The sequence below is a fragment of the Aeromonas sp. S8(2024) genome, assembly GCF_041403085.1.
GTDB lineage: Bacteria > Pseudomonadota > Gammaproteobacteria > Enterobacterales > Aeromonadaceae > Aeromonas > Aeromonas dhakensis.
In genome coordinates, this window is the sequence record NZ_JBGLRF010000003.1 from 75924 (window position 1) to 97703 (window position 21780).

Consider the following 21780-nt stretch of genomic DNA (forward strand, 5'->3'; position numbering starts at 1 on the left):
TCATCAACGAATAGGGAGATCGCGGGCACAAAAAAGGCCGCGCCCTCAAGGGTCACGGCCTTCACCATATCATTACTGCACCACGAGATGCTGCACGCGCAATTCACTCATGTGTAATTAAGGGGTCATCAGTGGCGCTCAGACGCCAGATTCAGGGTGTACTTGGGCAGTTCCACCACCAGATCCTCGTCCGCCAGTCTGGCCTGGCAGCTGAGACGGGATTCCGGTTCCAGTCCCCACGCCTTGTCCAGCATGTCATCTTCCAGCTCGTCGCTCGGCTCGAGGGAGTCGAACCCTTCCCGCACCACACAGTGGCAGGTGGTGCAGGCGCAGGACTTCTCGCAGGCGTGTTCGATCTCGATGCCGTTGCGCAGCGCGATGTCCAGAATGGTTTCACCGGTCGCGCCTTCGAGGGCCGCACCGTCCGGACAGAGCTCGGGATGGGGCAGAATAATCAGTTTTGGCATATTACACCTTGTTGACGTTTTGTCCGGTCAGCACCTTGCGGATGGAGGCATCCATCCGGCGGGCTGCAAATTCGCCACTGGCAGCGTCCGCCGCCTCGATGGCCTCTTTGATCTGGTTGGTGGTACCCGTGCTGCGCATGGTCAGCAGATAGGCGATGGCAGCATCCAGCTCGGCCCGCTCGGCGGCGCTCAACAGCGCCTCGCCATCGGTGGCCAGGGCGGCGTTGAGGCTCTCGACCACCCGGTCGGCCTCGACCTGCTGCTCCGCCAGCATGCGGGCGTCCATGTCCTGCTGGGCATTGGCGATGGAGGCGCTCAGCATGTTGAGGATGTCGTCTTCCCCCAGCCCGTAGGAGGGCTTGACCTGGATCTCGGCCTGCACGCCGGAGGATTTCTCCATGGCGCTGACCGACAGCAGACCGTCCGCATCCACCTGGAAGGTGACGCGAATATGGGCCGCCCCTGCCGCCATGGGCGGAATGCCGGTCAGGGTGAAGCGGGCCAGCGAGCGGCAATCCGCCACCAGCTCCCGCTCGCCCTGCACCACGTGGATCGCCATCGCAGTCTGGCCATCCTTGAAGGTGGTGAACTCCTGGGCGCGGGCCACCGGAATGGTGGTGTTGCGCGGGATCACCTTCTCGGCGAGGCCCCCCATGGTCTCAAGACCAAGAGAGAGCGGAATGACGTCCAACAGCAGCATCTCGGCATCGGGCTTGTTGCCCACCAGGATGTCGGCCTGGATGGCGGCACCGATGGCTACCACCTTGTCCGGGTCGATGCTGGTCAATGGCGAGCGCAGGAAGAACTCCCCCACCAGCTCGCGCACCAGCGGCACCCGGGTCGAGCCGCCGACCATCACCACTTCCAACACCTCCTCCTGTTCGAGACCCGCATCGCGCAGGGCGCGGCGACAGGCCAGCAGGGTGCGCTTGACCAGCGGCTGGATCAGCTCGTCAAACTGGTTGCGGGTGACAGAGCCCTGCCAGCCGGCAAAGACGCAGGCAACGGTATCGGCATCGGTCAGGCCGTGCTTGACGGCGGCGGCAGCGTCCAGCAGCTCGCGCTGGGTTCGGGCATCGAGCTGACCGGACAACCCGGCTTGCTCTTTGAGCCAGTCCGCCAGCAGGTGGTCGAAATCATCGCCACCGAGGGCCGAGTCACCGCCGGTGGCCATCACCTCAAACACCCCGCGATGCAGACGTAGAATGGAGATGTCGAAGGTACCGCCACCCAGGTCATAGACGGCGATCACCCCTTCCTGACCGGAGTCGAGGCCATAGGCGATGGCGGCGGCGGTCGGTTCATTGAGCAGACGCAGCACGTGTAGACCGGCCAGTCTGGCCGCATCCTTGGTGCCCTGACGCTGGGCGTCATCGAAATAGGCGGGCACTGTGATCACCACGCCGTCGAGATCGCCACCCAGGGCGGCGGCGCCCCGCTCGGCCAGTTTTTTGAGGATCTCGGCCGAGACCTGCACCGGGTTGACCAACCCCTGACGGGTCTGCAGCTGCGGCATGCCGTTGTCGGCCGCCACGAATTCGTAGGGCTGCTGGCGGGTATCGATGTCGGCCAGCGCCTTGCCCATCATCCGCTTGGCGGAGACGATGGTGTTGTGGGGATCGAGGGCGGCCTCGCGCTTGGCATCGAAGCCGACCCGGATGGTATCGGCCTGGTAATGCACGACGGAGGGCAGCAGATCACGCCCCTGCTCGTCGCAGAGGGTGTCGGCCTGACCGCTGCGCACGGCGGCGACCAGCGAGTTGGTAGTGCCAAGGTCGATGCCGACGGCACGCTTGTGCTGATGAGGTGCGGCGCTCTGGCCGGGCTCGGCGATTTGCAGTAATGCCATGGGTAATCAAACTTCCAGCGTTAAAGGATCAAGACTCGAACAGGGAGTCTTCGAATCGTTCCAGCTCCTCGAGGAGCTTGTCGACAAACTTGAGCTTGCGAACGCAGTCAGCGGCCTTCTGATCATCGCCGGTGGCGAGGTTCAGGGTCAGCTGCTGCATCAACTGCTGGTGATCATGCCTGATCTCCTGGCGAAAATCCTTGATGGTCCGCTCAGGGTCGGCTTCGCCTTTCAGATCGGCCAGCCGCTCGCGCCACTCCAGTTGCTGCATCAGAAAAGCGGGATCTTGCAGCGTCTGCTGCTCGCCGCGGATATCGGTACCACGCAGGGAGAGCAGGTACTCGGCTCGGCGCAGGGGCGCCTTGAGGGTAGTGAAGGCATCGTTGATCTGGGCGGCACGTTGCACCGCGGCCAGCTGTTCCCGCTCGGAAGCCGTGGCAAAACGATCGGGATGGAACTGGGTTTGCAACTGACGGTAGGTATCCGCCAACTGACGGGTATCGAGCTCGAAGCCTTCCACCAGCCCAAACAGCTCGAAATGATTCATGCAGACCTCTTAGACCCTGATGCGACCGCCGTCCTGCTCGCCCTCGGCAAACGGGACGGCGTGGTTGAACTGGCCGTGGCCGGCCGGTTCAACACATGCGTAATCAGGTGTAGCAAACATCTCAGACACTGAAGCTTTCGCCGCAACCACACTCGCCCTTGGCGTTGGGGTTGTTGAACTGGAAGCCCTCGTTGAGGCCCTCCTTGACGAAGTCCAGCTGGGTACCATCCAGGTGGATCAGGCTCTTGGCATCGACGATGATCTTGACGCCGTCCTGCTCGAATACCTGATCTTCATCCGCCAGCTCGTCGACAAATTCGAGCACGTAGGCAAGACCGGAACAGCCGGTGGTCTTGACGCCGAGGCGCAGGCCGATGCCCTTGCCCCGGTTGGCCAGAAAAGAGGAAACCCGTGCCGCTGCGGCATCTGTCATGGTAATGGCCATACTGCGCTCCTGACCTTAGAGACCTTTCTTCTGCTTGTAATCGGCAATGGCGGCCTTGATGGCATCCTCGGCCAGAATGGAGCAGTGGATCTTCACCGGCGGCAGCGCCAGCTCTTCGGCGATGTCGGTGTTCTTGATGCCGGCTGCTTCGTCCAGGGTCTTGCCCTTGACCCACTCGGTCACCAGGGAGCTGGAGGCGATGGCGGAGCCACAACCATAGGTCTTGAACTTGGCATCTTCGATGATGCCGTCGTCGCTGATCTTCAGCTGCAGCTTCATCACGTCACCACAGGCCGGCGCACCGACCATGCCGGTAGCGATGCTGGGATCGTTCTTGTCGAAGCCACCTACGTTACGGGGGTTCTCGTAGTGGTCGATTACTTTTTCACTGTAAGCCATATCTAACTCCTGCTAATTCCGTTGTTCACCAAACACTTGCTCTCTTGGCAAGGATCAGTGATGAGCCCATTCGACCGTGTTCAGATCGACGCCGTCCTTGTACATCTCCCACAGGGGAGACATCTCGCGCAGACGACCGATGGAGTCACGGATAAGCTTGATTGCGTAATCAATCTCTTCTTCGGTGGTGAAGCGACCCATGCTGAAACGGATGGAGCTGTGCGCCAGCTCGTCGTTCAGGCCCAGTGCGCGCAGCACGTAGGAGGGCTCCAGGCTGGCCGAGGTACAGGCAGAACCGGAAGAGACCGCCAGATCCTTGAGCGCCATGATCAGGGATTCCCCTTCCACATAGGCGAAGCTGACGTTGAGGTTGCCCGGTACACGCTGTTCCAGGTCACCGTTGATGTAGACCTCTTCGATATCCTTGATGCCGTCCCACAGACGCTGACGCAGGGCCATGATGCGTTGACCTTCGCTCACCATCTCTTCTTTGGCGATACGGAAGGCTTCGCCCATGCCGACGATCTGGTGGGTCGGCAGGGTGCCGGAACGCATGCCGCGCTCGTGGCCACCACCGTGCATCTGGGCTTCCAGGCGCACACGCGGCTTGCGGCGCACGTAGAGAGCACCAATGCCTTTCGGGCCATATACCTTGTGAGCAGACATGGAGAGCAGGTCAACCTTGAGCGCTTCCACGTCCACCGGAATTTTACCCACGCTCTGTACTGCATCCACGTGCAGCAGGATCTTGCGGGAGCGACACAGCTCGCCGATGGCGGCGATGTTCTGCACCACGCCGATCTCGTTGTTGACGTGCATGATGCTGACCAGGATGGTGTCATCACGCAATGCGCCTTCGATCTGCTCCAGAGTGAACAGGCCGTTGGGCATCGGCTCGAGGTAGGTCACCTCATAGCCTTCGCGCTCCAGCTGGCGGCAGGTATCCAGTACCGCCTTGTGCTCGGTCTTGGAGGTAACGATGTGCTTGCCCTTGCCGGCGTAGAAGTGGGCGACGCCCTTGATGGCCAGGTTGTTGGACTCGGTGGCGCCGGAGGTGAAGACGATCTCGCGCGGGTCGGCACCGATCAGCTCTGCCACTTGATTACGGGCCAGGTCGACCGCCTCTTCGGCTTGCCAGCCGAAACGGTGGGAACGGGAAGCTGGATTGCCGAACAGGCCATCCATGGTGAGACACTGCATCATTTTTTCTGCGACACGCGGGTCCACCGGACAGGTTGCCGAATAATCAAGGTAAATAGGCAGTTTCATGTTTTTCTCCGTTACAGCCTGGGTCACACATCGACCGGCTGTGGAAAGCACGTTTGTTTATAGTTGGACTTTCAAGCTCACATCGCCGCGTTCTGCCCGATCAACCAAGGACAACACGGTTTTCATCTGTTCGTCTTGCTTGCCGGCAATACGGCGCACATCCGCCTGATCAACCAGCTCGGCCAGGGTGATATCCCCCAGGAAGCTGGAGATCCGCTCGCTCAGGTCTCGCCACAAGGAGTGAGTAAGACACTGGGTGCCGCCGTGGCAGCCGCCCTTGCCGAGGCACTTGGTGGCATCCACCGATTCATCCACCGCAGTGATCACCTGACCGACCGAGATGGCATTCGGGGCCAGACCGAGGCGATAGCCGCCACCGGGGCCACGCACGCTGCTTACCAGGCCATGCTTGCGCAGGCGGGCAAACAGTTGCTCCAGATAGGACAAGGAGATGCCCTGGCGCTCTGAAATATCAGCCAGGGGCACAGGCCCCTGCTCTGCATGCAACGCCACGTCGAGCATGGCAGTCACAGCGTAACGTCCTTTTGAGGTCAGTCTCATATGCCTTACCGTCTTGCGAACCAATCAATATGGGCATATGGTCACATACCCGACTAAATCAGTCAAGTATATGGTTGAGTAATTCAGTCGGGTTTAATCCTGCGGCCTGGGTTTTTGCACCGAGGTCAGAATGCCGCGCAGAATGTTGAGCTCCACCGCCTCCGGACGCGCCCGGTTGAACAGGCGACGCAACTTGTTCATCACCTGCCCCGGGTGGTCATCGGTGATGAAACCGGTCTTGAGCAGCGTCTGCTCCAGATGCTGATAGAAACCTTCCAGCTGCCCGGCACTGGGGTACTCCACTGCCATCCCGCTGTCGCCTGCTTGTTCTTGCCGCTGCAGCCAGTGCATGCGCACCTCATAGCAGAGGGTCTGCACCGCCATGGCCAGATTGAGGGAGCTGTACTCGGGATTGGCCGGGATGGCCACGTGGTAGTGGCACTTTTGCAGCTCGTCGTTGGTGAGGCCGGTACGTTCACGGCCAAACACCAGCGCCACCGGATGCTGCATCCCCTCGGCCACCAGCTTCTCGCCCGCTTCGCGGGGATCCAGCATGGGCCAGCTCAGGGTGCGGGAACGTGCACTGGTGCCGATCACCAGGCCGCAGTCGGCGATGGCTTCATCCAGCGTCGCCACGACACGGGCATTGGCCAGGATGTCGCTGGCACCGGCGGCCAATGCATTGGCATTGCCATCAGGCAGGGCTTGTGGATCAACCAGCACCATCTGACTCAAGCCCATGGTCTTCATGGCGCGTGCCGCAGACCCCATGTTGCCGGTGTGAGAGGTGTTTACCAACACGATACGAATCTGATCCAACATGCCCAGTCAATCTTCAGTCAAAAATGGCGCGCAATTGTAACATAGCCAATCGCTATTTTGGCACCGTAAATGGCGCTCCATTTCACAACTATCGCGCCGGTTTGTAGAACAAAGCGGCATGAGGCGGGCATAAGGGCAGGCTAAACTTGGAGGATGGGAAGGTGAAAGAGAGGAGACCACATGTGCCCGCGCTGGCTTTATGAGAAGCTGCCGGCCTGCTATCTGCTGGCAGCCATCGGCATCATCGCTCTCAGCCACTCCCCGCTGCTCTGGCTGGCGGGAGGCCTGCTGTTTGTCGCCGGGGCCGCCAGCTGGATGATGCGCTCCAGCTATCGGCGCACCGATCTGGTCATCTTCCCAAACAAGGTCTGGCTGCAGCCGGAGTGGCTCTATGAGGCCCAACCTTTCCTCTGGCTGGTGCTGGGTCTGCTGTTGTCACGCCAGCAAGGCGCCGGAGCCCTGCTGGCGTTGCTGCCCTGCCTCTGGGCCCTGCGCTGCCTGTGGGCCCGCAACCACTATCGCCATCATGCCGAGGGGCTAGCCTCACAGCTGAGACGCCACCCCACCCGCCGGCGCAGAATGCGCCTCTTGCGCTGAGCTGGCTCTGGCCTGCTCGATAAAGGTGGCGAGATCCATCAGCGGATAGCGCACCAGGCTCGGCAACCCGTCCAGATCCAGGCTGTCCATCAGGTTTTTTACCTCCAGTCCCAGCTCGGTATTGCCTTCTATTTTCAGCTTGCGCTGGAAGAAGAGGGAATCGGGGTCTTCCTTGCGACCGGCGATCAGGATGAGATCGTTGCTGCTGCCGCTAAAGCAGACATCGGCCTGTTCACAGTGACGAGCCACCACCAGCTTGCCCTCCTGCTCGCTGATGAACCAGCAGAGCTCGAGATCCGATACCTCGACCTTGAGCCACTTGCCGGCCAGAAATGCAAAGTCGCCATCGGCGATGGCCTCCTTGAAGACGCTGGCCAGCAGGCGCTCCATCAAATGCTGTTGCAGGGCAAAGGGCACCAGCTTGAGGGGATGGCGCAAGAAGCGGGGGGCCTGTTCGACCAGGCGATGCTGCAGTTGTTTGAACACGATGAACTCCCAGTTTTTTGCGCATTCAAACACAGGGTCAGCGCCATGATCCTGTTGGAAATCAAACTTGTGCCCACTTACCTCAAGAAGGGTAAAGCCACACAAAGCTGCCTCAGGTCAAAAAGTGGAAGGACGCCGGTGAATACAATCGGGCCACTTTTTTGCATTTTTGCCCTCTCGGAGCGTACCGATGGAATTACTCTGTCCGGCAGGCAGTCTGCCGGCACTGAAAACAGCCGTGGATAACGGGGCCGATGCCGTCTATATCGGCTTCAAGGATGACACCAACGCCCGACATTTCGCCGGGCTCAACTTTACCGACAGCAAGCTGGAGAAAGCGGTCGACTACGTGCATCAACATGGCCGCAAGCTGCACATCGCCATCAACACCTTCGCCCACCCGGGCTCCGATGCCCGCTGGCAGCAGGCGGTGGACAAGGGCGCCGCACTGGGTGCCGATGCCCTGATCATCGCCGATCTCGCCGTGCTCGATTATGCCAGCCGCCGCTACCCGGATCTGGAGCTGCACGTCTCGGTGCAGGCCAGCGCCACCAACGCCGCCGCCATCCGCTTCTACCAGCAGCACTTCAACGTCGGACGAGTGGTATTGCCGCGCGTGCTCTCCATGCACCAGGTGAAACAGCTGGCCCGCGAGACCGACGTCGGCCTCGAAGTCTTCGCCTTCGGCAGCCTCTGCATCATGGCGGAGGGGCGCTGCTACCTCTCCTCCTACATGACCGGCGAGAGCCCCAACACCGTCGGTGCCTGTTCACCGGCCAAGTTCGTGCGCTGGGAGGAGACCCCAAGCGGCCTCGAGTCTCGCCTCAACGAGGTGCTCATCGACCGTTACGGCCCGGGGGAGAACGCCGGCTACCCGACCCTGTGCAAGGGGCGCTTCGAGGTAGACGGTCAGACCTACCACGCGCTGGAGGAGCCCACCAGCCTCAACACCCTGGGTCTGTTGCCCGAGCTGTTCCAGACCGGCATCCAGTCGGTCAAGATCGAGGGGCGCCAGCGCAGCCCCGCCTACGTGGAGCAGGTGACCCGGGTCTGGCGCGCCGCCATCGACGCCTATCAGGCCAACCCCGAGGCCTATCGGGTCAAGGCCGAGTGGGATGCCCAGCTCGCCCGCGTCTCCGAGGGGAGCCAGACCACCCTCGGTGCCTATCATCGCCAGTGGCAATAAGGAGCCCTGTTCATGAAATTTTCTCTCGGCCCCCTGCTCTTCTACTGGCCCAAGGCCGACACCCATGGCTTCTATCAGGCGGCCGCCCAAAGCCAGGCCGACATCGTCTATCTGGGGGAAACCGTCTGCAGCAAGCGCCGCGAACTGAAAGCGGATGACTGGATTGCCCTCGCCCGCCAGGTGGCCGGCTCCGGCAAGCAGGCGGTGCTCTCCACCCTGGCGCTCATCTCCGCCCCGTCCGAACTCAAGGAGGTGAAGCGGCTGGTCGACAATGGCGAGCTGATGATCGAGGCCAACGATCTGGGCGCGGTCCAGCTCGCCAACGAGGCCGGGCTGCCGTTCGTCTGCGGCCCCGCCATCAACGCCTACAACGCCGACGTGCTGCGCATGCTGCTCAAACAGGGGATGCAGCGCTGGGTGATGCCGGTGGAGCTGTCGCGCGACTGGCTGGTGCAGCTCAATCAGGATCTCGGCCGCGTCCGCCAGCAGTTCGAGGTGGAGGTGTTCGCCTACGGCCACCTGCCGCTCGCCTATTCGGCGCGCTGCTTCACCGCCCGCTCCCTCGATCGGCCCAAGGACAACTGTGAACTGGCCTGCATCGACTACCCCACCGGCCGGCTCGCCAGCAGCCGCGAGGGGCAGAAGGTGTTCAACCTCAACGGCATCCAGACCCAGTCCGGTTACTGCTACAACCTGGGCAACGATCTGGCCGGCATGGAAGGACTGGTGGATGTGGTACGGCTCTCCCCTGAGGGGTTGGATACCCTGACGATGCTGGATCGCTTCAAGGCCAATGAACTGGGTCAGGCCCCCCTGCCCCTGCAACAAGAGCGGGACTGCAACGGCTACTGGCGCCAGATCCCCGGCATGATGCTGGCGCAGTAATTGCGGCCTTACTGGCGGGCGGGCACGGTGGTCACTGGCCGATTCCGATGCAATGGCACCGTAAAGCCTGACACCCAAACAGCAAAAAGGCCTCGCTATGAGGCCTTTTCCATATCGTTCAAAGCGGCGACAGCCAGCAAGATTCAGGATGCCTGCTTGCTGCTCTTGCCCTGGACACTCTGGGCGCCGGGCGGCAGGGGTTTGCGCGCCATCAGCTCCAGCTCGAGCAGGGCATATCTGTGCTCGATGAAGTCATACACGTTGTTGGCCAGCGCCAGCTTGAAGTAGCTGATGGCCTCCTTGCGATTGCCCCTGGCCAGCTCGAACTTACCGAGGTAGAAGTAGGTTTCGCACAGGCGCTCGGCGAGCTCCCGGTTGTCCTTCACCCCTTTCACCACATTGCCCATCAACTGGGTGGCGTTGAGTTCACCGGTATAGAGGCGCACCAGATCCCAGTTCCAGGCGTCGTCGTCATACTTGTTGAGCCGCTCGCGCATCCGGCTCATGGCGGCCGGGGCATTTAGCTTCTGCTCGGCCAGATAGAGCCAGATCACCCGGTAGGGATCTTCCGGCTGCGCCTCGTAGAAGCGCTTCATATCGGCCGCGGCCAGCTCGGGGCGATTGCCGTAATAGAGCGCAATACCACGGTTCAGATAGGCATAGTCATAATCGGGAGCCAGCTCGAGAGCGGAATCAAATGCCTCGTAGGCTTCGTCATAATTCTGCTGCTGCACCAGATAGACGCCGATGAAGTTGTAGGCTTCGGCGAAATCCGGCTTCTCCCGCAGGGCACGGTTGAAATCCAGCCGCGCCAGAGAGCGCAAGCCTACCCGGTCAAACACGACAGCACGCTCATAAAACAGTTCGGCCCGTTGCTCGGTGGTCAATTCCATCTCACTGAGCATCTGCCCGAGTCGCGCCAACGCCAACTCGCTCTGGTAAGAGACCTGCAGGGGGGTCGCCAATACCAGTGAAGCGGGTTGCGGCTTGGGAACTTGAGGCGTTTGAACCTGACTGCTACTGCTGCAACCCCACATGGGGAGCAGCAACAGGATACCAAGGAGGTATCCAATCCCTTTCCTGACGTTCAATGAACACTCCGACGCTTACGCTTGACCCGGCATATGGTAAAGGTCAGCCGACACTTTGTCATGTGGCTGAGCCTCTCTCCCTCAAATAAATCAGGATTCGACAGGGTATCCGGCATCACACCAGCCCCGAAAGCCACCATCCACGCTGACCACCCGGCCGTAGCCCATCTTCTGCAGGTTCTCCGCCACCAGAATAGAGCGAAAACCGCCACCACAATAGAGGTAGAGCTCGGTGTCGGGATCCGGATAACGGGTCTCGATATCCCGCTCGATCACCCCGCGCCCGAGGTAGGTCGCGCCCGGCAGATGGCCCCTGGCCCACTCGCTCTCTTCCCGCACGTCGACCAGGTGAAAGGTACGCCCCTCCTCCTGCCAGCGCTTGATCTGGTGCACGTCGCTCTCCTGCACATGGGGGCGAATGGCCTCTACCAGCGCCAGAAAACGGGGATTGTGTTGCATGGCTTGCTCCTTGCCTCTTGGCCAATGGCCGTGGGTGAAACCGTCATAATGGCTCACCCGGATGATAAGAGAAAGGGCGCCTCGTGGCGCCCTTGTCATTTACGGCAGGATCTCTTGCTGATCCGCCCCCTCTTTCTCCACCTGGGTCGGCAGCATGTGCTCCCGCTTAACCCCGAAGAACATGGCGAACGAGCTCGCCACATAGATGGAGGAGTAGGTACCAAACGCCACACCGATCACCATGGCCACCGAGAAACCGTGGATCAGCGGACCGCCCTTGAGCAGCAGCGCCAGCACCACCACGAAGGTCAGGCCGGAGGTGATGATGGTCCGGCTCAGGGTCTCGGTCATGGAGAGATCCAGGATGTACTCGGTATCCCCCTTGCGCACCTTGCGAAAGTTCTCCCGCAAGCGGTCGAACACCACTATGGTGTCGTTCAAGGAGTAACCCACGAGCGTCATCAAGGCCGCCAGCACGGTCAGGTCGAATTCGTACTGGAAGTAGGCGAAGACGCCCAGAGTGATCACCACGTCGTGCACTAGGGAGAGGATGCCGCCCATGGCCAGACGCCACTCGAAGCGTACCGCCACGTAGATCATGATGCAGATGATGGAGGCCAGCATGGCCAGCGCACCGTCCGTCGCCAGCTCGTCACCCACGGAGGGGCCGACGAACTCCACGCGCTTGAGCACGGCGCCCTGATCGATCACCTTGGCGGCCGCCAGCACCTCGTTGCCCTGCTGCTCCACCTTGACCCCCTCTTTCGGGGTCAGGCGCACCAGCACGTCACGGCTGGAGCCGAAGTGTTGCAGGGTCGCCCCTTCAATCTTCTGCTCGTCCAGCACCTCGTGCATCTTCTCCAGGCTCACCGACTGCTGGAAGCCCACCTCGATGGTGGTGCCGCCGGTAAAGTCCAGACCCCAGTTCAGACCCCGATCGAACAGGAAGAACAGGGAGATCACCATCAGCAGGGTAGAGAAGACCACACCCGGCTTGGCAAAGCGCATGAAAGGGATGGGCTTTTCAAAATGTAGAATCTGAAACATGTCTCTTCCTTAGATCGGCAGCTTGTCGAGGCGCCGACCACCCCAGGCCAGGTTGATGATGGCGCGGGATACCGTGATGGCGGTAAACATGGACGCACTCAGACCAATCCCCAGCGTCAGGGCGAAGCCCTTGATGGCGCCGGTACCGATACCGAACAGGATCACACAGGTAATAAGCGAGGTGATGTTGGAGTCGGCGATGGTCGAGAATGCCCGATCAAAGCCCAGGTGGATCGCCTGCTGCACGCCGCGACCGTTGCGGATCTCTTCACGAATGCGCTCGTAGATCAGCACGTTGGCGTCCACCGCCATGCCCAGCGTCAGCACGATACCGGCGATGCCCGGCAGGGTCATGGTGGCCCCCGGGATCATCGACATGATGCCGACGATCAGCACCAGGTTCATGGAGAGAGCAATGTTGGCCACCCAACCGAAGGCACGGTAGTAGATCCCCATGAACAGCACGATCACCAGCATGGCCCAGCCGATGGCTTCCATACCGCTGTCGATGTTCTGCTGACCCAGGCTCGGGCCAATGGTGCGCTCTTCCACGATCTGGATCGGGGCGATCAGCGCACCGGCACGCAGCAGCAGCGCCAGGTTGTGGGCTTCGTTGGCGTTGTCGATGCCGGTGATGCGGAACTGGCTGCCAAGGCGCGACTGGATGGTGGCGACGTTGATCACCTCTTCCTGCTTGCGGAACTTGCGCTTGCCGTCCGGACCCGGCTGACCGACCGGCTTGTATTCGATGAATACGGTGGCCATGCCCTTACCGACGTTGTCCTTGGTAAAGTTGGCCATCTTGTTGCCACCCTGGCCATCGAGCTTGATGTTGACCTGGGGACGGCTGTATTCGTCGAAACCGGACTGGGCACCCACGATGTGGTCACCGGTCAGGATGATGCGCTTTTGCAGCACCACCGGACGACCGTTGCGGTCGTTGTAGACCTTGGAGCTCGGCGGTACGCGACCGTCGGCCGCAGCCTGGATGTCGGCGGTCTCATCGACCATGTGGAATTCCAGGGTCGCGGTCGCGCCCAGGATCTCCTTGGCACGGGCGGTGTCCTGGATACCAGGCAGTTCCACCACGATGCGCTCGGCACCCTGCTGTTGTACCAGCGGCTCGGCGACGCCCAGTTCGTTCACCCGGTTGCGGATGATGGTGATGTTCTGCTCGAGGGCGTACTTCTTCACCTCCTTGACCTTGGCTTCACTTAAGGAGGCCAGCAGGACGAACTCGTCTCCCTTCTGCTCGGTGGTGAAGGTGAGATCCGGGTTCTGACGACGCAGGAAGGAGACCGCCTTGCTCTGGTCGGCCTCATCACGGAAGACCACCTGCACCTGATCACCGACTCGGCGCACGCCGGAGTAACGGATCTTCTGGGTACGCAGCTCGGAGCGGAAATCCTGCACCATCTGCTCCTGCTGCTTGGCCAGCGCTTCGGCCATGTCCACTTCCATCAGGAAGTGCACGCCGCCACGCAGGTCCAGACCCAGCTTGAGCGGGTTGGCACCAATGGCTTCGAGCCAGGCAGGAGTGGAAGGCGCCAGGTTGAGTGCGGTGATGAAGTTGTCACCCAGCTTGTTGGCGACCAGATCGCGCGCCTTGAGCTGCTCTTCGGTGTTCTTGAAACGAATCAGAATGAAGCCGTGTTCGAACGCCGCATGCTTGACCGGGATCTTCGCCTCGTCGAGGGTCGCTTTCACCAGGTCAAGGGTATCAAGCTTGACTTCGGCACCCCGGCTGGCAGAGATCTGCAAGGCCGGGTCTTCGCCGTAAAGATTGGGGGCTGCATATAGAAAACCGATGGCGATCACCACGATCACCATCAGGTATTTCCACAGCGGATAGCGATTTAACACGCTGTGCTCCTCGGGAGATTAGAGGGACTGGATAGAACCCTTGGGCAGAACGGCAGAGACGAAATCACGCTTGATGGTGACCTGGGTCTGATCGTTCAGGGACAGCACAATGTATTCGCTGTCGGCGGAAACCTTGGCGATCTTGCCGACCAGGCCGCCGGAAGTGAGCACTTCGTCACCCTTGGAGAGGGAACTCATCAGATTGCGGTGATCCTTGGCACGCTTGGCCTGGGGACGATAGATCATGAAGTAGAAGATGAGACCGAACACGGCCAGCATGATGATCATTTCCATGCCACCACCCTGTGCCGCCGGAGCCGCGCCTTCTGCATATGCCTTGGAGATAATGCTCATTTAACAACCTCTTATTGATGTAAATTTGATAACTAGCTTATAAATCGTTGTTATTTCACGTCATTTTCAGCTAACGGAGGCACGGGCTTCCCTTGCCGACGGTAAAACTCAGTTACAAAGTCGTCTAATTTACCCTGCTCGATCGCGTCCCGCAAACCCTGCATCACACGCTGGTAATAACGCAGGTTGTGAATGGTGTTCAGACGGGCACCGAGGATCTCGTTGCACTTGTCCAGATGGTACAGATAACTGCGGGTGTAGTTCTTGCAGGTGTAGCAGTCGCAGTCCGCATCCAGGGTGCTGGTGTCCTCGCGATACTTGGCGTTGCGGATCTTGACCACCCCGTCGGTGGTGAACAGGTGACCGTTGCGGGCGTTGCGGGTCGGCATCACGCAGTCGAACATGTCGATGCCGCGGCGCACCCCTTCCACCAGATCTTCCGGCTTGCCCACCCCCATCAGGTAGCGTGGCTTGTCGGCCGGAATTTTCGGGCAGACGTGCTCGAGGATGCGATGCATGTCCTCTTTGGGCTCACCCACCGCCAGACCGCCGACCGCGTAGCCGTCGAAACCGATCTCCAAGAGACCGTCCAGCGACACATCCCGCAGATCTTCGTACACGGAGCCCTGGATGATGCCGAACAGGGCGTTCTTGTTGCCCAGCGCATCGAACTTGTCGCGCGAGCGCTTGCCCCAGCGCAGGGACATCTCCATCGACTTGCGCGCCTCTTCGTAAGTGGCCGGGTACGGCGTGCACTCGTCGAAGATCATCACGATGTCGGAGCCCAGATCGTACTGGATCTCCATGGACTTCTCGGGGTCGAGGAAGATCTTCTCGCCGTTGATGGGGTGACGGAAGTGCACCCCCGCCTCGGTGATCTTGCGGATATGCCCCAGGCTGAACACCTGGAAACCGCCGGAGTCGGTCAGGATCGGGCCCTGCCAGTTCATGAAGTCATGCAGATCGCCGTGGGCGCGCATCACTTCCTGACCCGGGCGCAGCCAGAGGTGGAAGGTGTTGCCAAGCAGGATCTGGGCACCAGTTTCACGTACCTCTTCCGGGGTCATCCCCTTGACGGTGCCGTAGGTGCCGACCGGCATGAAGGCCGGGGTCTGCACGGTGCCGCGCTCGAATACCAGCTGACCGCGACGGGCACGGCCGTCGGTGGTTTTCAGTTCAAATTTCATTGCTACCTCGGTTTCAGTCAGAGAAACAGTCTGACAAATAGTAGGGCCGCACCGGCCCGGTACAAGAAGCCGGCCGGGATCCTGACGATCAGGTCCTGAACGGCTTCTGAAGGGCAGCCGCTTAAGCTGCTGCCCGGCGACGGGTAACGAACATGGCGTCCCCGTAGCTGAAGAAACGATACTGCTCGGCCACGGCGGCCTGATAGGCGGCCATCACGTTGTCATAGCCGGCAAAGGCGCTGACCAGCATGATCAGGGTCGACTCGGGCAGATGGAAGTTGGTGACCATGGCATCGACCACCTGGAACTGGTAACCCGGGAAGATGAAGATGTCGGTATCGCTGAAAAACGGCGCCAGCGGCTTGCCCTGGGCCAGGGTCACCTTGGCCGCGCTCTCGAGCGAACGTACCGAGGTGGTCCCCACCGCAATCACCCGGCCGCCGCGGGCATGGGTCGCCGCGATGGCGTCCACCACCTCCTGCGGCACTTCGGCGTATTCCGAGTGCATGTGGTGATCTTCAATCTTGTCCACCCGCACCGGCTGGAAGGTGCCCGCCCCCACGTGCAGGGTGACGAAGGCCGTTTCCACGCCCTTGGCACGAATTTTCTCCAGCAGCGGCTCGTCGAAGTGCAGGCCGGCAGTCGGCGCCGCCACGGCGCCCGGCTTCTGGTTGTAGACGGTCTGGTAGCGCTCCTTGTCGGCATCCTCATCGGGACGATCGATATAAGGGGGCAGCGGCATGTGGCCGATGGCTTCCAGGATCTCCAGCACCGGGCGCGGATCGAGGAAGTGGATCTCGAACAGGGCGTCGTGGCGGGCGCGCATCTCGGCCTCGACGGGCACACCGTCGGCACCGGCATCCAGGATCAGGCGGGTACCTGGCTTGGGCGACTTGGATGAGCGCACATGCGCCAGCACGCTGTGCTCGTCCAGGATGCGCTCCACCAGCACCTCCAGCTTGCCGCCGCTGGCCTTCTGGCCAAACATGCGCGCGGGGATGACCCGGGTATTGTTGAACACCAGCAGATCACCGGGGTTGAGCTGGTCCAGCACATCGACAAATTGACCGTGGCGCAGGGCGCCGGTTTGACCGTCGAGCTGCAGCAGACGACTGGCGGTACGCTCCGCCATCGGATAGCGGGCAATCAGCTCGTCTGGCAGATCAAAATGAAAATCGGATACTTGCATCTTTCACCTCGGGGGAATCGGCGGCTAGTCTAGTTATCCCCCTCTTGCAAGGCAACCCAAAAGACCAAAAACCCAAGAGAGACAAGGGATAGCGAGCAATTATGTGAAGCAGGGCCAGTTAAGAAACCTTTAAGGTTTTGTATTGACCCTGATCATGTTTTGCCGAGGGGGGCTGGGCTAGGGTGAAAGCAGATACACAAGGAGGCCCACCATGATGACCCTATCCGAGATCATGACTGAACACCCCTTCACCCTGGGTCCGGAAAACAGCGTCAAACAGGCGATGGATCTGATGCAGCAAGAGCGGATCCGCCATATACCCATCGTTGACGACCACCATCATCTGCTGGGCCTGGTCACCCTCTCCGATATCCTGGCCACCCGCGAATCCAAGCTGCTGCTGATCAATCCGGAGCGGGAAGCGGAGTTCACCGACAGCGTACAGCTCGACGAGATCATGACCCGCCAGGTGGCGAGCGTGGATCCCCATGCCGGCATCAAGGAGGCGGCCCTCTATCTGCAGCGCCACAAATATGGCTGCCTGCCGGTACTCAAAGGGCACAAGCTGGTAGGCATAGTCACCGAGTCGGACTTCATTGCCGTGGCCATCAATCTGCTGGAGCTGATGGAAGAGCAGGAGCCATCTGATGACTTTTGATCTGCTAAGAATGTAATTAAATTACAATAAAAGCGTTCTCAGCCTGAATTATCGGCATAAATAGTGAAACACTTTCATTTTGACTGAAAAATTACACCATTAGCTTGCTTTGTGATCTGCATCACACTATCATGACCGCCATGCAATAGTTGCCGAGGGGGAGACGAGGGATTGTGCACCCATCTTCTTCCTCTCATTTGTCTGCAAGTTTGCACACCCCGTAGTTAGTCTTTGCTGTAAAGCTTTTGTTTATATAGCCATTCCTTGTTTGATGACCCGGCCTTGTCCTTGCGACGACGCCGGGATTTTTTTATCCGCGTTTTACCCCCTCCCCTTCACCTGGCACGCTCTCGCCGCCCGTTCGCTCACCCCCGACGCCCCTCTGTGCCATGACTTGGCCGGCACTCTCCCCTCTCCCCCTTGAAAAGCCGAGGTCGCGCACAGATGTTGAATCTCGACAAGGAGTTATCTCTGCATGCTGGCGATATTCATGTTAGGTACAGCAGAGGTGGTTTATCTAATAAGTCGATTTAAGTGATTCAAAATTGCGGCTTTGACCGATTAGGAAAAGCCCCTATGATGACTCCATCGAAAGTTAAACGCCTCGTCTGGCACGACTCTTCACTACCGGACGAGCACATGTACATCACCAAGGAGCAAATACATGTCTACCTACATCAACACTGAAATCAAGCCGTTCAACGCCACCGCCTACCACAATGGCAAATTCGTTCAGGTGTCTGACGCTGACCTGAAAGGCAAGTGGTCCGTGGTGTTCTTCTACCCGGCTGATTTCACCTTCGTCTGCCCGACCGAGCTGGGCGACCTGGCTGACAACTACGCCGAATTTCAGAAGCTGGGCGTCGAGATCTACGCCGTCTCCACCGACACCCACTTCACCCACAAGGCCTGGCACGACACTTCTGACACCATCCAGAAGATCCAGTACCCGATGATCGGCGACCCCACCGGCACCATCACCCGCAACTTCGGCGTGATGATCGAAGAAGCTGGTCTGGCTGACCGCGGTACTTTCGTCATCGACCCGCAGGGCATCATCCAGATCGTTGAAATCAACGCTGGCGGCATCGGCCGTGACGCTCTGGAGCTGCTGCGCAAGGTCAAGGCTGCCCAGTACGTTGCCGCTCACCCGGGTGAAGTGTGCCCGGCCAAGTGGAAAGAAGGCGACGCCACCCTGGCCCCGTCCCTGGATCTGGTAGGCAAAATCTAAGCCTCCCCGCTCTGAAGACCGGCCCGTTCAAGGGCCGGTTTTGTTTACGGACCTCAGAAAAGGCGCCGGTCTGCTTTCTGGCCTGACAAAACGCCGACCCGCATTCAACAAGAAGGAATTCGACCATGTTAGATACCAACCTCAAACAACAACTCAACGGTTACTTGCAGTACATCGTCAATCCCATCGAGATCAGCGTGTCCGGCAACGACAGCGACAAATCCGCCGAACTGCTGGCATTGGCCAGCGAGATCGCCGAGATGTCCCCCAAAATTACCCAGACCTCTGGCACCAATGCCCGCAAGCCTTCCATGAGCGTCGCGCCGAAGGGCCAAGCCCCGCGCGTTCATTTTGCCGGCATCCCCATGGGTCATGAATTTACCTCCCTGGTGCTTGCCCTGCTGCAAAGCGGCGGTCACCCCTCCAAGGCCGATGCGGCCGTGCAGGAGCAGATCAAGAATCTGAAGGGCGAGTTCCACTTCGAGACTTATATTTCGCTCTCTTGCCACAACTGCCCGGACGTGGTGCAGGCCCTCAACCTGATGGCGACCCTGAACCCCGGCATCACCCACACCATGATCGACGGCGCCCTGTTCCAGGACGAGGTCAACGAGCGTCAGATCATGGCAGTACCGAACGTCTACCTGAACGGTCAGCCGTTCAGCCAGGGCCGCATTTCGCTGGAAGAGATCGTCGCCAAGCTCGACACTGGCGCCGCCGAACGCAAGGCGCAAGAGCTGAGCGAAAAGGCCCCCTACGACGTGCTGGTTGTCGGTGGTGGCCCGGCCGGTGCCGCAGCGGCCATCTATGCCGCTCGCAAAGGCATTCGCACCGCCATCGTCGCCGAGCGTTTCGGTGGCCAGGTGATGGACACCGTCGGCATCGAAAACTTCATCTCCGTGCCCTACACCGAAGGCCCCAAGCTGGCCGCCAGCCTGGAGCAGCACGTCAAGCAGTACGGCGTGGAAGTGATCACCGAGCAGCGCGCCGCCGCCATCAGCCGTGATGGCTACGTCAACGTGGATCTCGCCTCTGGCGCCACCTTGAAGAGCCGCGCCGTGATCCTGGCGACCGGTGCCCGCTGGCGCGATCTGAACGTGCCGGGCGAGCTCGAGTACCGCACCAAGGGCGTGGCCTACTGCCCGCACTGTGACGGCCCCTTCTTCAAGGGCAAGCGGGTTGCGGTGATCGGTGGCGGCAACTCCGGCATCGAGGCGGCCATCGATCTGGCTGGCATCGTCGAACACGTCACCGTAGTGGAGTTCGCCGATACCCTGCGTGCCGACGAGGTGCTGCAGAAGAAGGCCCGCTCCATGAGCAACATCGACATCATCATGAGCGCCCGCACCACCGAGGTGATCGGTGACGGCAGCAAGGTGGTGGGCATGGATTACGAAGATCGCACCACAGGCGAGATCAAGCATCTGGCGGTGGCGGGTATCTTCGTGCAGATCGGTCTGGTGCCGAACACCGAGTTCCTGAAAGGGAGCGAAGTGGCCCTGACCCGCTTCGGCGAAATAGAGATCGACACCAAGGGCGCCACCTCCCTGCCCGGCGTCTATGCCGCAGGGGATGCCACCACAGTGCCGTTCAAGCAGATCATCATCTCCATGGGCGCAGGGGCGACCGCCGCGCTGGGGGCGTTTGATTACCTCATTCGCAACCCGGCGCCAGAAGCCGCTGCGACCAAGGCCGACGCCGTGACCGCCTGATAGCGACCAGATAGACAAAAAGCCGACTCACAGAGTCGGCTTTTTTTATTGGTGCGAAAAGGCTCAGCCGGCTTTCGACGGTTGGCCCTCATCCGGCCCGGGCGTGGCGTAGCTGGCGGGCACCGCCTCCCCGTCCAGATCCGTTCTCGGTTCCAGCTCCGCCGTCATGGGGGTATTGGGCGGCACCGGGATGAAGACCTGGTGCTCGGCCAAGGGGATGGGTGCCCGCTGCCGCCTGCGCCAGCCGAGATAACCCGCCAGCAGCAGACCGCAGAGGGCAAAGTAGACGAACAGCCCCTCTGGCCCGAACTGCGCCATGACAAACGGTGCCAGCAGCGGCCCGGTCATGGCCCCCAGGCTGTAAGCGAGCAGCAGCCCCTGATTGGCCCCCAGCACCTGATCCGGGCGCAGCTCGTCACAGGCGTGACTGAGGCTCAGGGGATAGATGGAGAACGCCATCCCTCCCAGCAGGAACACCAGCCCCCCCTCGGCGGTGCCGCGCCAGGCATCCGGCAGCAGCACCATCAACAGGGCCAGCAGCGCCAAAATGGCGCCGAGCAGCAGGATCACCCCTCGCCTGTCGTGGCGATCGGAGAGGCGACCGATGGGGTACTGCAGGCACATGCCCCCCAGGATCACCAGCGCCATCATCTCCGCCACCTGGGAGAGGGACGAGCCGCTGTCGGTGAAATAGAGCGGCAACAGGCCATAGATGGCCCCCAGCACCAGACCGGAGGTAAAACTGCTGCCCATCCCCGCCGGAGTGAGCCGCACCAGTTCCAAGACGCCGACCGGCTGGGGCGCCACCATGGCCGGGGTCGCCACCCGGGAGATAGCCAGCGGGATCACCGACAGGGTCGCCGCCATGGCGCACAGGGCGAACGGGGTCAGCACCATGGGATCCACCCACTTGAGCAGCAGCTGTCCCAGCGCCAGGGAGCCGTAGAGCAGGATCATGTAGAGGGACATGAGCCGGCCCCGGTTGGCCGGGGTGCTGGAGACCAGCATCCAGGACTCCAGCACCACGAACAGGCCGCCGGTGGCAAAGCCCCCCACCAGCCGCAGCGCCGCCCAACTGAGCGGCTCCACCACCATGCCGTGCAGCAGAAACAGAAAGCAGAGCAGGGAGGCATAGGCCGCATAGGCCCGGATATGGCCCACCCGGATGATGAGGCGGGCGTTGACGAAGGCCCCCAGCACCAGACCGCCGAAATAGGCGGCCGAGACCAGGCCGATGGCCTGGGCCGATACCTGCTCGGCAGAGAGGCGCACCGTCAGCAGGGTGTTGAACATGCCGTGACCCAGAATGAAGATCACCAGACTGGTCAGGGGTGAGAGGAACCTTGCGAGTGTCATGGGGTCTCCCTGGTTGGCGCAATTGTGAGCAAAACAGTCATGGTACCGTTTGCTTCCCGCTCGCTTCAACCCCGCGGGATCAGTCAACGCATGACACGCAGGGCCCGCGCCGGACAACTA

The 21780-nt window shown here is 60.8% G+C and carries 23 protein-coding genes; 6 read left to right on the forward strand and 17 right to left on the reverse strand.

Features of this window, described 5'->3' with window-relative positions:
* Window positions 1-128: 128 nt before the first annotated feature.
* The 8 genes from fdx to trmJ form a co-directional block, all read right to left on the reverse strand.
* Complete coding sequence (gene fdx / locus ACB031_RS09235; protein WP_005299781.1) at window positions 129-467, reverse strand: ISC system 2Fe-2S type ferredoxin; 339 nt, start codon at window positions 465-467, stop codon at window positions 129-131.
* A 1-nt stretch (window position 468) separates the two neighbouring features.
* Window positions 469-2316 carry a Fe-S protein assembly chaperone HscA gene (gene hscA, locus ACB031_RS09240; protein WP_244365102.1) on the reverse strand — a complete coding sequence of 616 codons (1848 nt, stop codon included), beginning with the start codon at window positions 2314-2316 and terminating at the stop codon, window positions 469-471.
* Between the two features lie 28 nt (window positions 2317-2344).
* Window positions 2345-2863: a co-chaperone HscB gene (hscB, locus tag ACB031_RS09245; RefSeq protein ID WP_244365101.1), complete on the reverse strand. Its 519-nt coding sequence runs from the start codon at window positions 2861-2863 to the stop codon at window positions 2345-2347.
* A gap of 121 nt (window positions 2864-2984) precedes the next feature.
* Window positions 2985-3308 carry an iron-sulfur cluster assembly protein IscA gene (gene iscA, locus ACB031_RS09250; protein ID WP_005299772.1) on the reverse strand — a complete coding sequence of 108 codons (324 nt, stop codon included), beginning with the start codon at window positions 3306-3308 and terminating at the stop codon, window positions 2985-2987.
* 15 nt (window positions 3309-3323) lie between these two features.
* The gene (gene iscU / locus ACB031_RS09255) at window positions 3324-3707 is read right to left on the reverse strand and encodes a Fe-S cluster assembly scaffold IscU (protein ID WP_005299770.1); all 384 of its coding nucleotides are present in this window, start codon (window positions 3705-3707) and stop codon (window positions 3324-3326) included.
* 54 nt (window positions 3708-3761) lie between these two features.
* A complete protein-coding gene (locus ACB031_RS09260; protein ID WP_005299763.1) occupies window positions 3762-4976 on the reverse strand; it encodes an IscS subfamily cysteine desulfurase in 1215 nt (404 codons plus the stop codon).
* A 57-nt stretch (window positions 4977-5033) separates the two neighbouring features.
* Window positions 5034-5537: a Fe-S cluster assembly transcriptional regulator IscR gene (gene iscR / locus ACB031_RS09265; RefSeq protein WP_011705634.1), complete on the reverse strand. Its 504-nt coding sequence runs from the start codon at window positions 5535-5537 to the stop codon at window positions 5034-5036.
* Between the two features lie 93 nt (window positions 5538-5630).
* Window positions 5631-6359 carry a tRNA (cytosine(32)/uridine(32)-2'-O)-methyltransferase TrmJ gene (trmJ, locus tag ACB031_RS09270; RefSeq protein ID WP_244365100.1) on the reverse strand — a complete coding sequence of 243 codons (729 nt, stop codon included), beginning with the start codon at window positions 6357-6359 and terminating at the stop codon, window positions 5631-5633.
* A 180-nt stretch (window positions 6360-6539) separates the two neighbouring features.
* Here trmJ and ACB031_RS09275 point away from each other — a divergent pair, with 180 nt between their 5' ends.
* A complete protein-coding gene (locus ACB031_RS09275; RefSeq protein WP_010634300.1) occupies window positions 6540-6956 on the forward strand; it encodes a hypothetical protein in 417 nt (138 codons plus the stop codon).
* Here the strand turns inward: ACB031_RS09275 and ACB031_RS09280 are convergent.
* A complete protein-coding gene (locus ACB031_RS09280; RefSeq protein WP_025201837.1) occupies window positions 6903-7442 on the reverse strand; it encodes an SCP2 domain-containing protein in 540 nt (179 codons plus the stop codon). The two genes, ACB031_RS09275 and ACB031_RS09280, sit on opposite strands and share 54 nt — an antisense overlap.
* Before the next feature lie 190 nt (window positions 7443-7632).
* Between ACB031_RS09280 and ACB031_RS09285 the strand changes: the two genes are divergently transcribed.
* Both ACB031_RS09285 and ACB031_RS09290 read left to right on the forward strand, forming a co-directional pair.
* Entirely contained in the window at window positions 7633-8628 is a 996-nt protein-coding gene (locus ACB031_RS09285; protein WP_005299752.1) for a peptidase U32 family protein, read from the forward strand.
* A 12-nt stretch (window positions 8629-8640) separates the two neighbouring features.
* Window positions 8641-9513, forward strand: coding sequence for a U32 family peptidase (locus tag ACB031_RS09290; RefSeq protein WP_371139430.1), 873 nt, complete (start codon window positions 8641-8643; stop codon window positions 9511-9513).
* Window positions 9514-9656: 143 nt separating this feature from the next.
* On the opposite strand, the gene nlpI is transcribed toward ACB031_RS09290, so the two are convergent.
* The 7 genes from nlpI to queA form a co-directional block, all read right to left on the reverse strand.
* Complete coding sequence (gene nlpI, locus ACB031_RS09295) at window positions 9657-10604, reverse strand: lipoprotein NlpI (RefSeq protein ID WP_371139431.1); 948 nt, start codon at window positions 10602-10604, stop codon at window positions 9657-9659.
* Between the two features lie 90 nt (window positions 10605-10694).
* Window positions 10695-11063 carry a rhodanese-like domain-containing protein gene (locus tag ACB031_RS09300; protein WP_371139432.1) on the reverse strand — a complete coding sequence of 123 codons (369 nt, stop codon included), beginning with the start codon at window positions 11061-11063 and terminating at the stop codon, window positions 10695-10697.
* Between the two features lie 99 nt (window positions 11064-11162).
* On the reverse strand, window positions 11163-12110 hold the full coding sequence (secF, locus tag ACB031_RS09305; RefSeq protein ID WP_005299746.1) for a protein translocase subunit SecF: 948 nt from the start codon (window positions 12108-12110) through the stop codon (window positions 11163-11165).
* A gap of 9 nt (window positions 12111-12119) precedes the next feature.
* Window positions 12120-13973 carry a protein translocase subunit SecD gene (gene secD / locus ACB031_RS09310; RefSeq protein ID WP_005299734.1) on the reverse strand — a complete coding sequence of 618 codons (1854 nt, stop codon included), beginning with the start codon at window positions 13971-13973 and terminating at the stop codon, window positions 12120-12122.
* A gap of 18 nt (window positions 13974-13991) precedes the next feature.
* On the reverse strand, window positions 13992-14327 hold the full coding sequence (gene yajC / locus ACB031_RS09315) for a preprotein translocase subunit YajC (protein ID WP_005299732.1): 336 nt from the start codon (window positions 14325-14327) through the stop codon (window positions 13992-13994).
* Between the two features lie 50 nt (window positions 14328-14377).
* Entirely contained in the window at window positions 14378-15514 is a 1137-nt protein-coding gene (gene tgt / locus ACB031_RS09320; RefSeq protein ID WP_010634306.1) for a tRNA guanosine(34) transglycosylase Tgt, read from the reverse strand.
* A gap of 121 nt (window positions 15515-15635) precedes the next feature.
* Window positions 15636-16703: a tRNA preQ1(34) S-adenosylmethionine ribosyltransferase-isomerase QueA gene (queA, locus tag ACB031_RS09325; RefSeq protein ID WP_242764749.1), complete on the reverse strand. Its 1068-nt coding sequence runs from the start codon at window positions 16701-16703 to the stop codon at window positions 15636-15638.
* Between the two features lie 211 nt (window positions 16704-16914).
* Here queA and ACB031_RS09330 point away from each other — a divergent pair, with 211 nt between their 5' ends.
* The 3 genes from ACB031_RS09330 (at window position 16915) to ahpF (ending at window position 20304) form a co-directional block, all read left to right on the forward strand.
* Entirely contained in the window at window positions 16915-17361 is a 447-nt protein-coding gene (locus ACB031_RS09330) for a CBS domain-containing protein (RefSeq protein ID WP_017765922.1), read from the forward strand.
* Between the two features lie 664 nt (window positions 17362-18025).
* Window positions 18026-18592, forward strand: a complete 567-nt coding sequence (ahpC, locus tag ACB031_RS09335) for an alkyl hydroperoxide reductase subunit C (RefSeq protein ID WP_005299724.1) — start codon at window positions 18026-18028, stop codon at window positions 18590-18592.
* Window positions 18593-18717: 125 nt separating this feature from the next.
* On the forward strand, window positions 18718-20304 hold the full coding sequence (gene ahpF, locus ACB031_RS09340; RefSeq protein WP_211050799.1) for an alkyl hydroperoxide reductase subunit F: 1587 nt from the start codon (window positions 18718-18720) through the stop codon (window positions 20302-20304).
* A 63-nt stretch (window positions 20305-20367) separates the two neighbouring features.
* Here ahpF and ACB031_RS09345 read toward each other — a convergent pair whose 3' ends face one another.
* Window positions 20368-21660, reverse strand: a complete 1293-nt coding sequence (locus tag ACB031_RS09345; RefSeq protein ID WP_371139433.1) for an MFS transporter — start codon at window positions 21658-21660, stop codon at window positions 20368-20370.
* Window positions 21661-21780: the final 120 nt, after the last annotated feature.

Bases quoted from the DNA above. Each gene is read 5' to 3' on its own strand.
- secF (WP_005299746.1), bottom strand. From the start codon at position 12,110: ATGTTTCAGATTCTACATTTTGAAAAGCCCATCCCTTTCATGCGCTTT.
- ACB031_RS09290 (WP_371139430.1), top strand. From the start codon at position 8,641: ATGAAATTTTCTCTCGGCCCCCTGCTCTTCTACTGGCCCAAGGCCGAC.
- tgt (WP_010634306.1), bottom strand. From the start codon at position 15,514: ATGAAATTTGAACTGAAAACCACCGACGGCCGTGCCCGTCGCGGTCAG.
- hscB (WP_244365101.1), bottom strand. From the start codon at position 2,863: ATGAATCATTTCGAGCTGTTTGGGCTGGTGGAAGGCTTCGAGCTCGAT.
- hscA (WP_244365102.1), bottom strand. From the start codon at position 2,316: ATGGCATTACTGCAAATCGCCGAGCCCGGCCAGAGCGCCGCACCTCAT.
- trmJ (WP_244365100.1), bottom strand. From the start codon at position 6,359: ATGTTGGATCAGATTCGTATCGTGTTGGTAAACACCTCTCACACCGGC.
- ACB031_RS09285 (WP_005299752.1), top strand. From the start codon at position 7,633: ATGGAATTACTCTGTCCGGCAGGCAGTCTGCCGGCACTGAAAACAGCC.
- yajC (WP_005299732.1), bottom strand. From the start codon at position 14,327: ATGAGCATTATCTCCAAGGCATATGCAGAAGGCGCGGCTCCGGCGGCA.
- ahpF (WP_211050799.1), top strand. From the start codon at position 18,718: ATGTTAGATACCAACCTCAAACAACAACTCAACGGTTACTTGCAGTAC.
- iscA (WP_005299772.1), bottom strand. From the start codon at position 3,308: ATGGCCATTACCATGACAGATGCCGCAGCGGCACGGGTTTCCTCTTTT.
- ACB031_RS09330 (WP_017765922.1), top strand. From the start codon at position 16,915: ATGATGACCCTATCCGAGATCATGACTGAACACCCCTTCACCCTGGGT.
- ACB031_RS09275 (WP_010634300.1), top strand. From the start codon at position 6,540: ATGTGCCCGCGCTGGCTTTATGAGAAGCTGCCGGCCTGCTATCTGCTG.
- iscU (WP_005299770.1), bottom strand. From the start codon at position 3,707: ATGGCTTACAGTGAAAAAGTAATCGACCACTACGAGAACCCCCGTAAC.
- ACB031_RS09300 (WP_371139432.1), bottom strand. From the start codon at position 11,063: ATGCAACACAATCCCCGTTTTCTGGCGCTGGTAGAGGCCATTCGCCCC.
- iscR (WP_011705634.1), bottom strand. From the start codon at position 5,537: ATGAGACTGACCTCAAAAGGACGTTACGCTGTGACTGCCATGCTCGAC.
- ahpC (WP_005299724.1), top strand. From the start codon at position 18,026: ATGTCTACCTACATCAACACTGAAATCAAGCCGTTCAACGCCACCGCC.
- fdx (WP_005299781.1), bottom strand. From the start codon at position 467: ATGCCAAAACTGATTATTCTGCCCCATCCCGAGCTCTGTCCGGACGGT.
- ACB031_RS09260 (WP_005299763.1), bottom strand. From the start codon at position 4,976: ATGAAACTGCCTATTTACCTTGATTATTCGGCAACCTGTCCGGTGGAC.
- queA (WP_242764749.1), bottom strand. From the start codon at position 16,703: ATGCAAGTATCCGATTTTCATTTTGATCTGCCAGACGAGCTGATTGCC.
- ACB031_RS09345 (WP_371139433.1), bottom strand. From the start codon at position 21,660: ATGACACTCGCAAGGTTCCTCTCACCCCTGACCAGTCTGGTGATCTTC.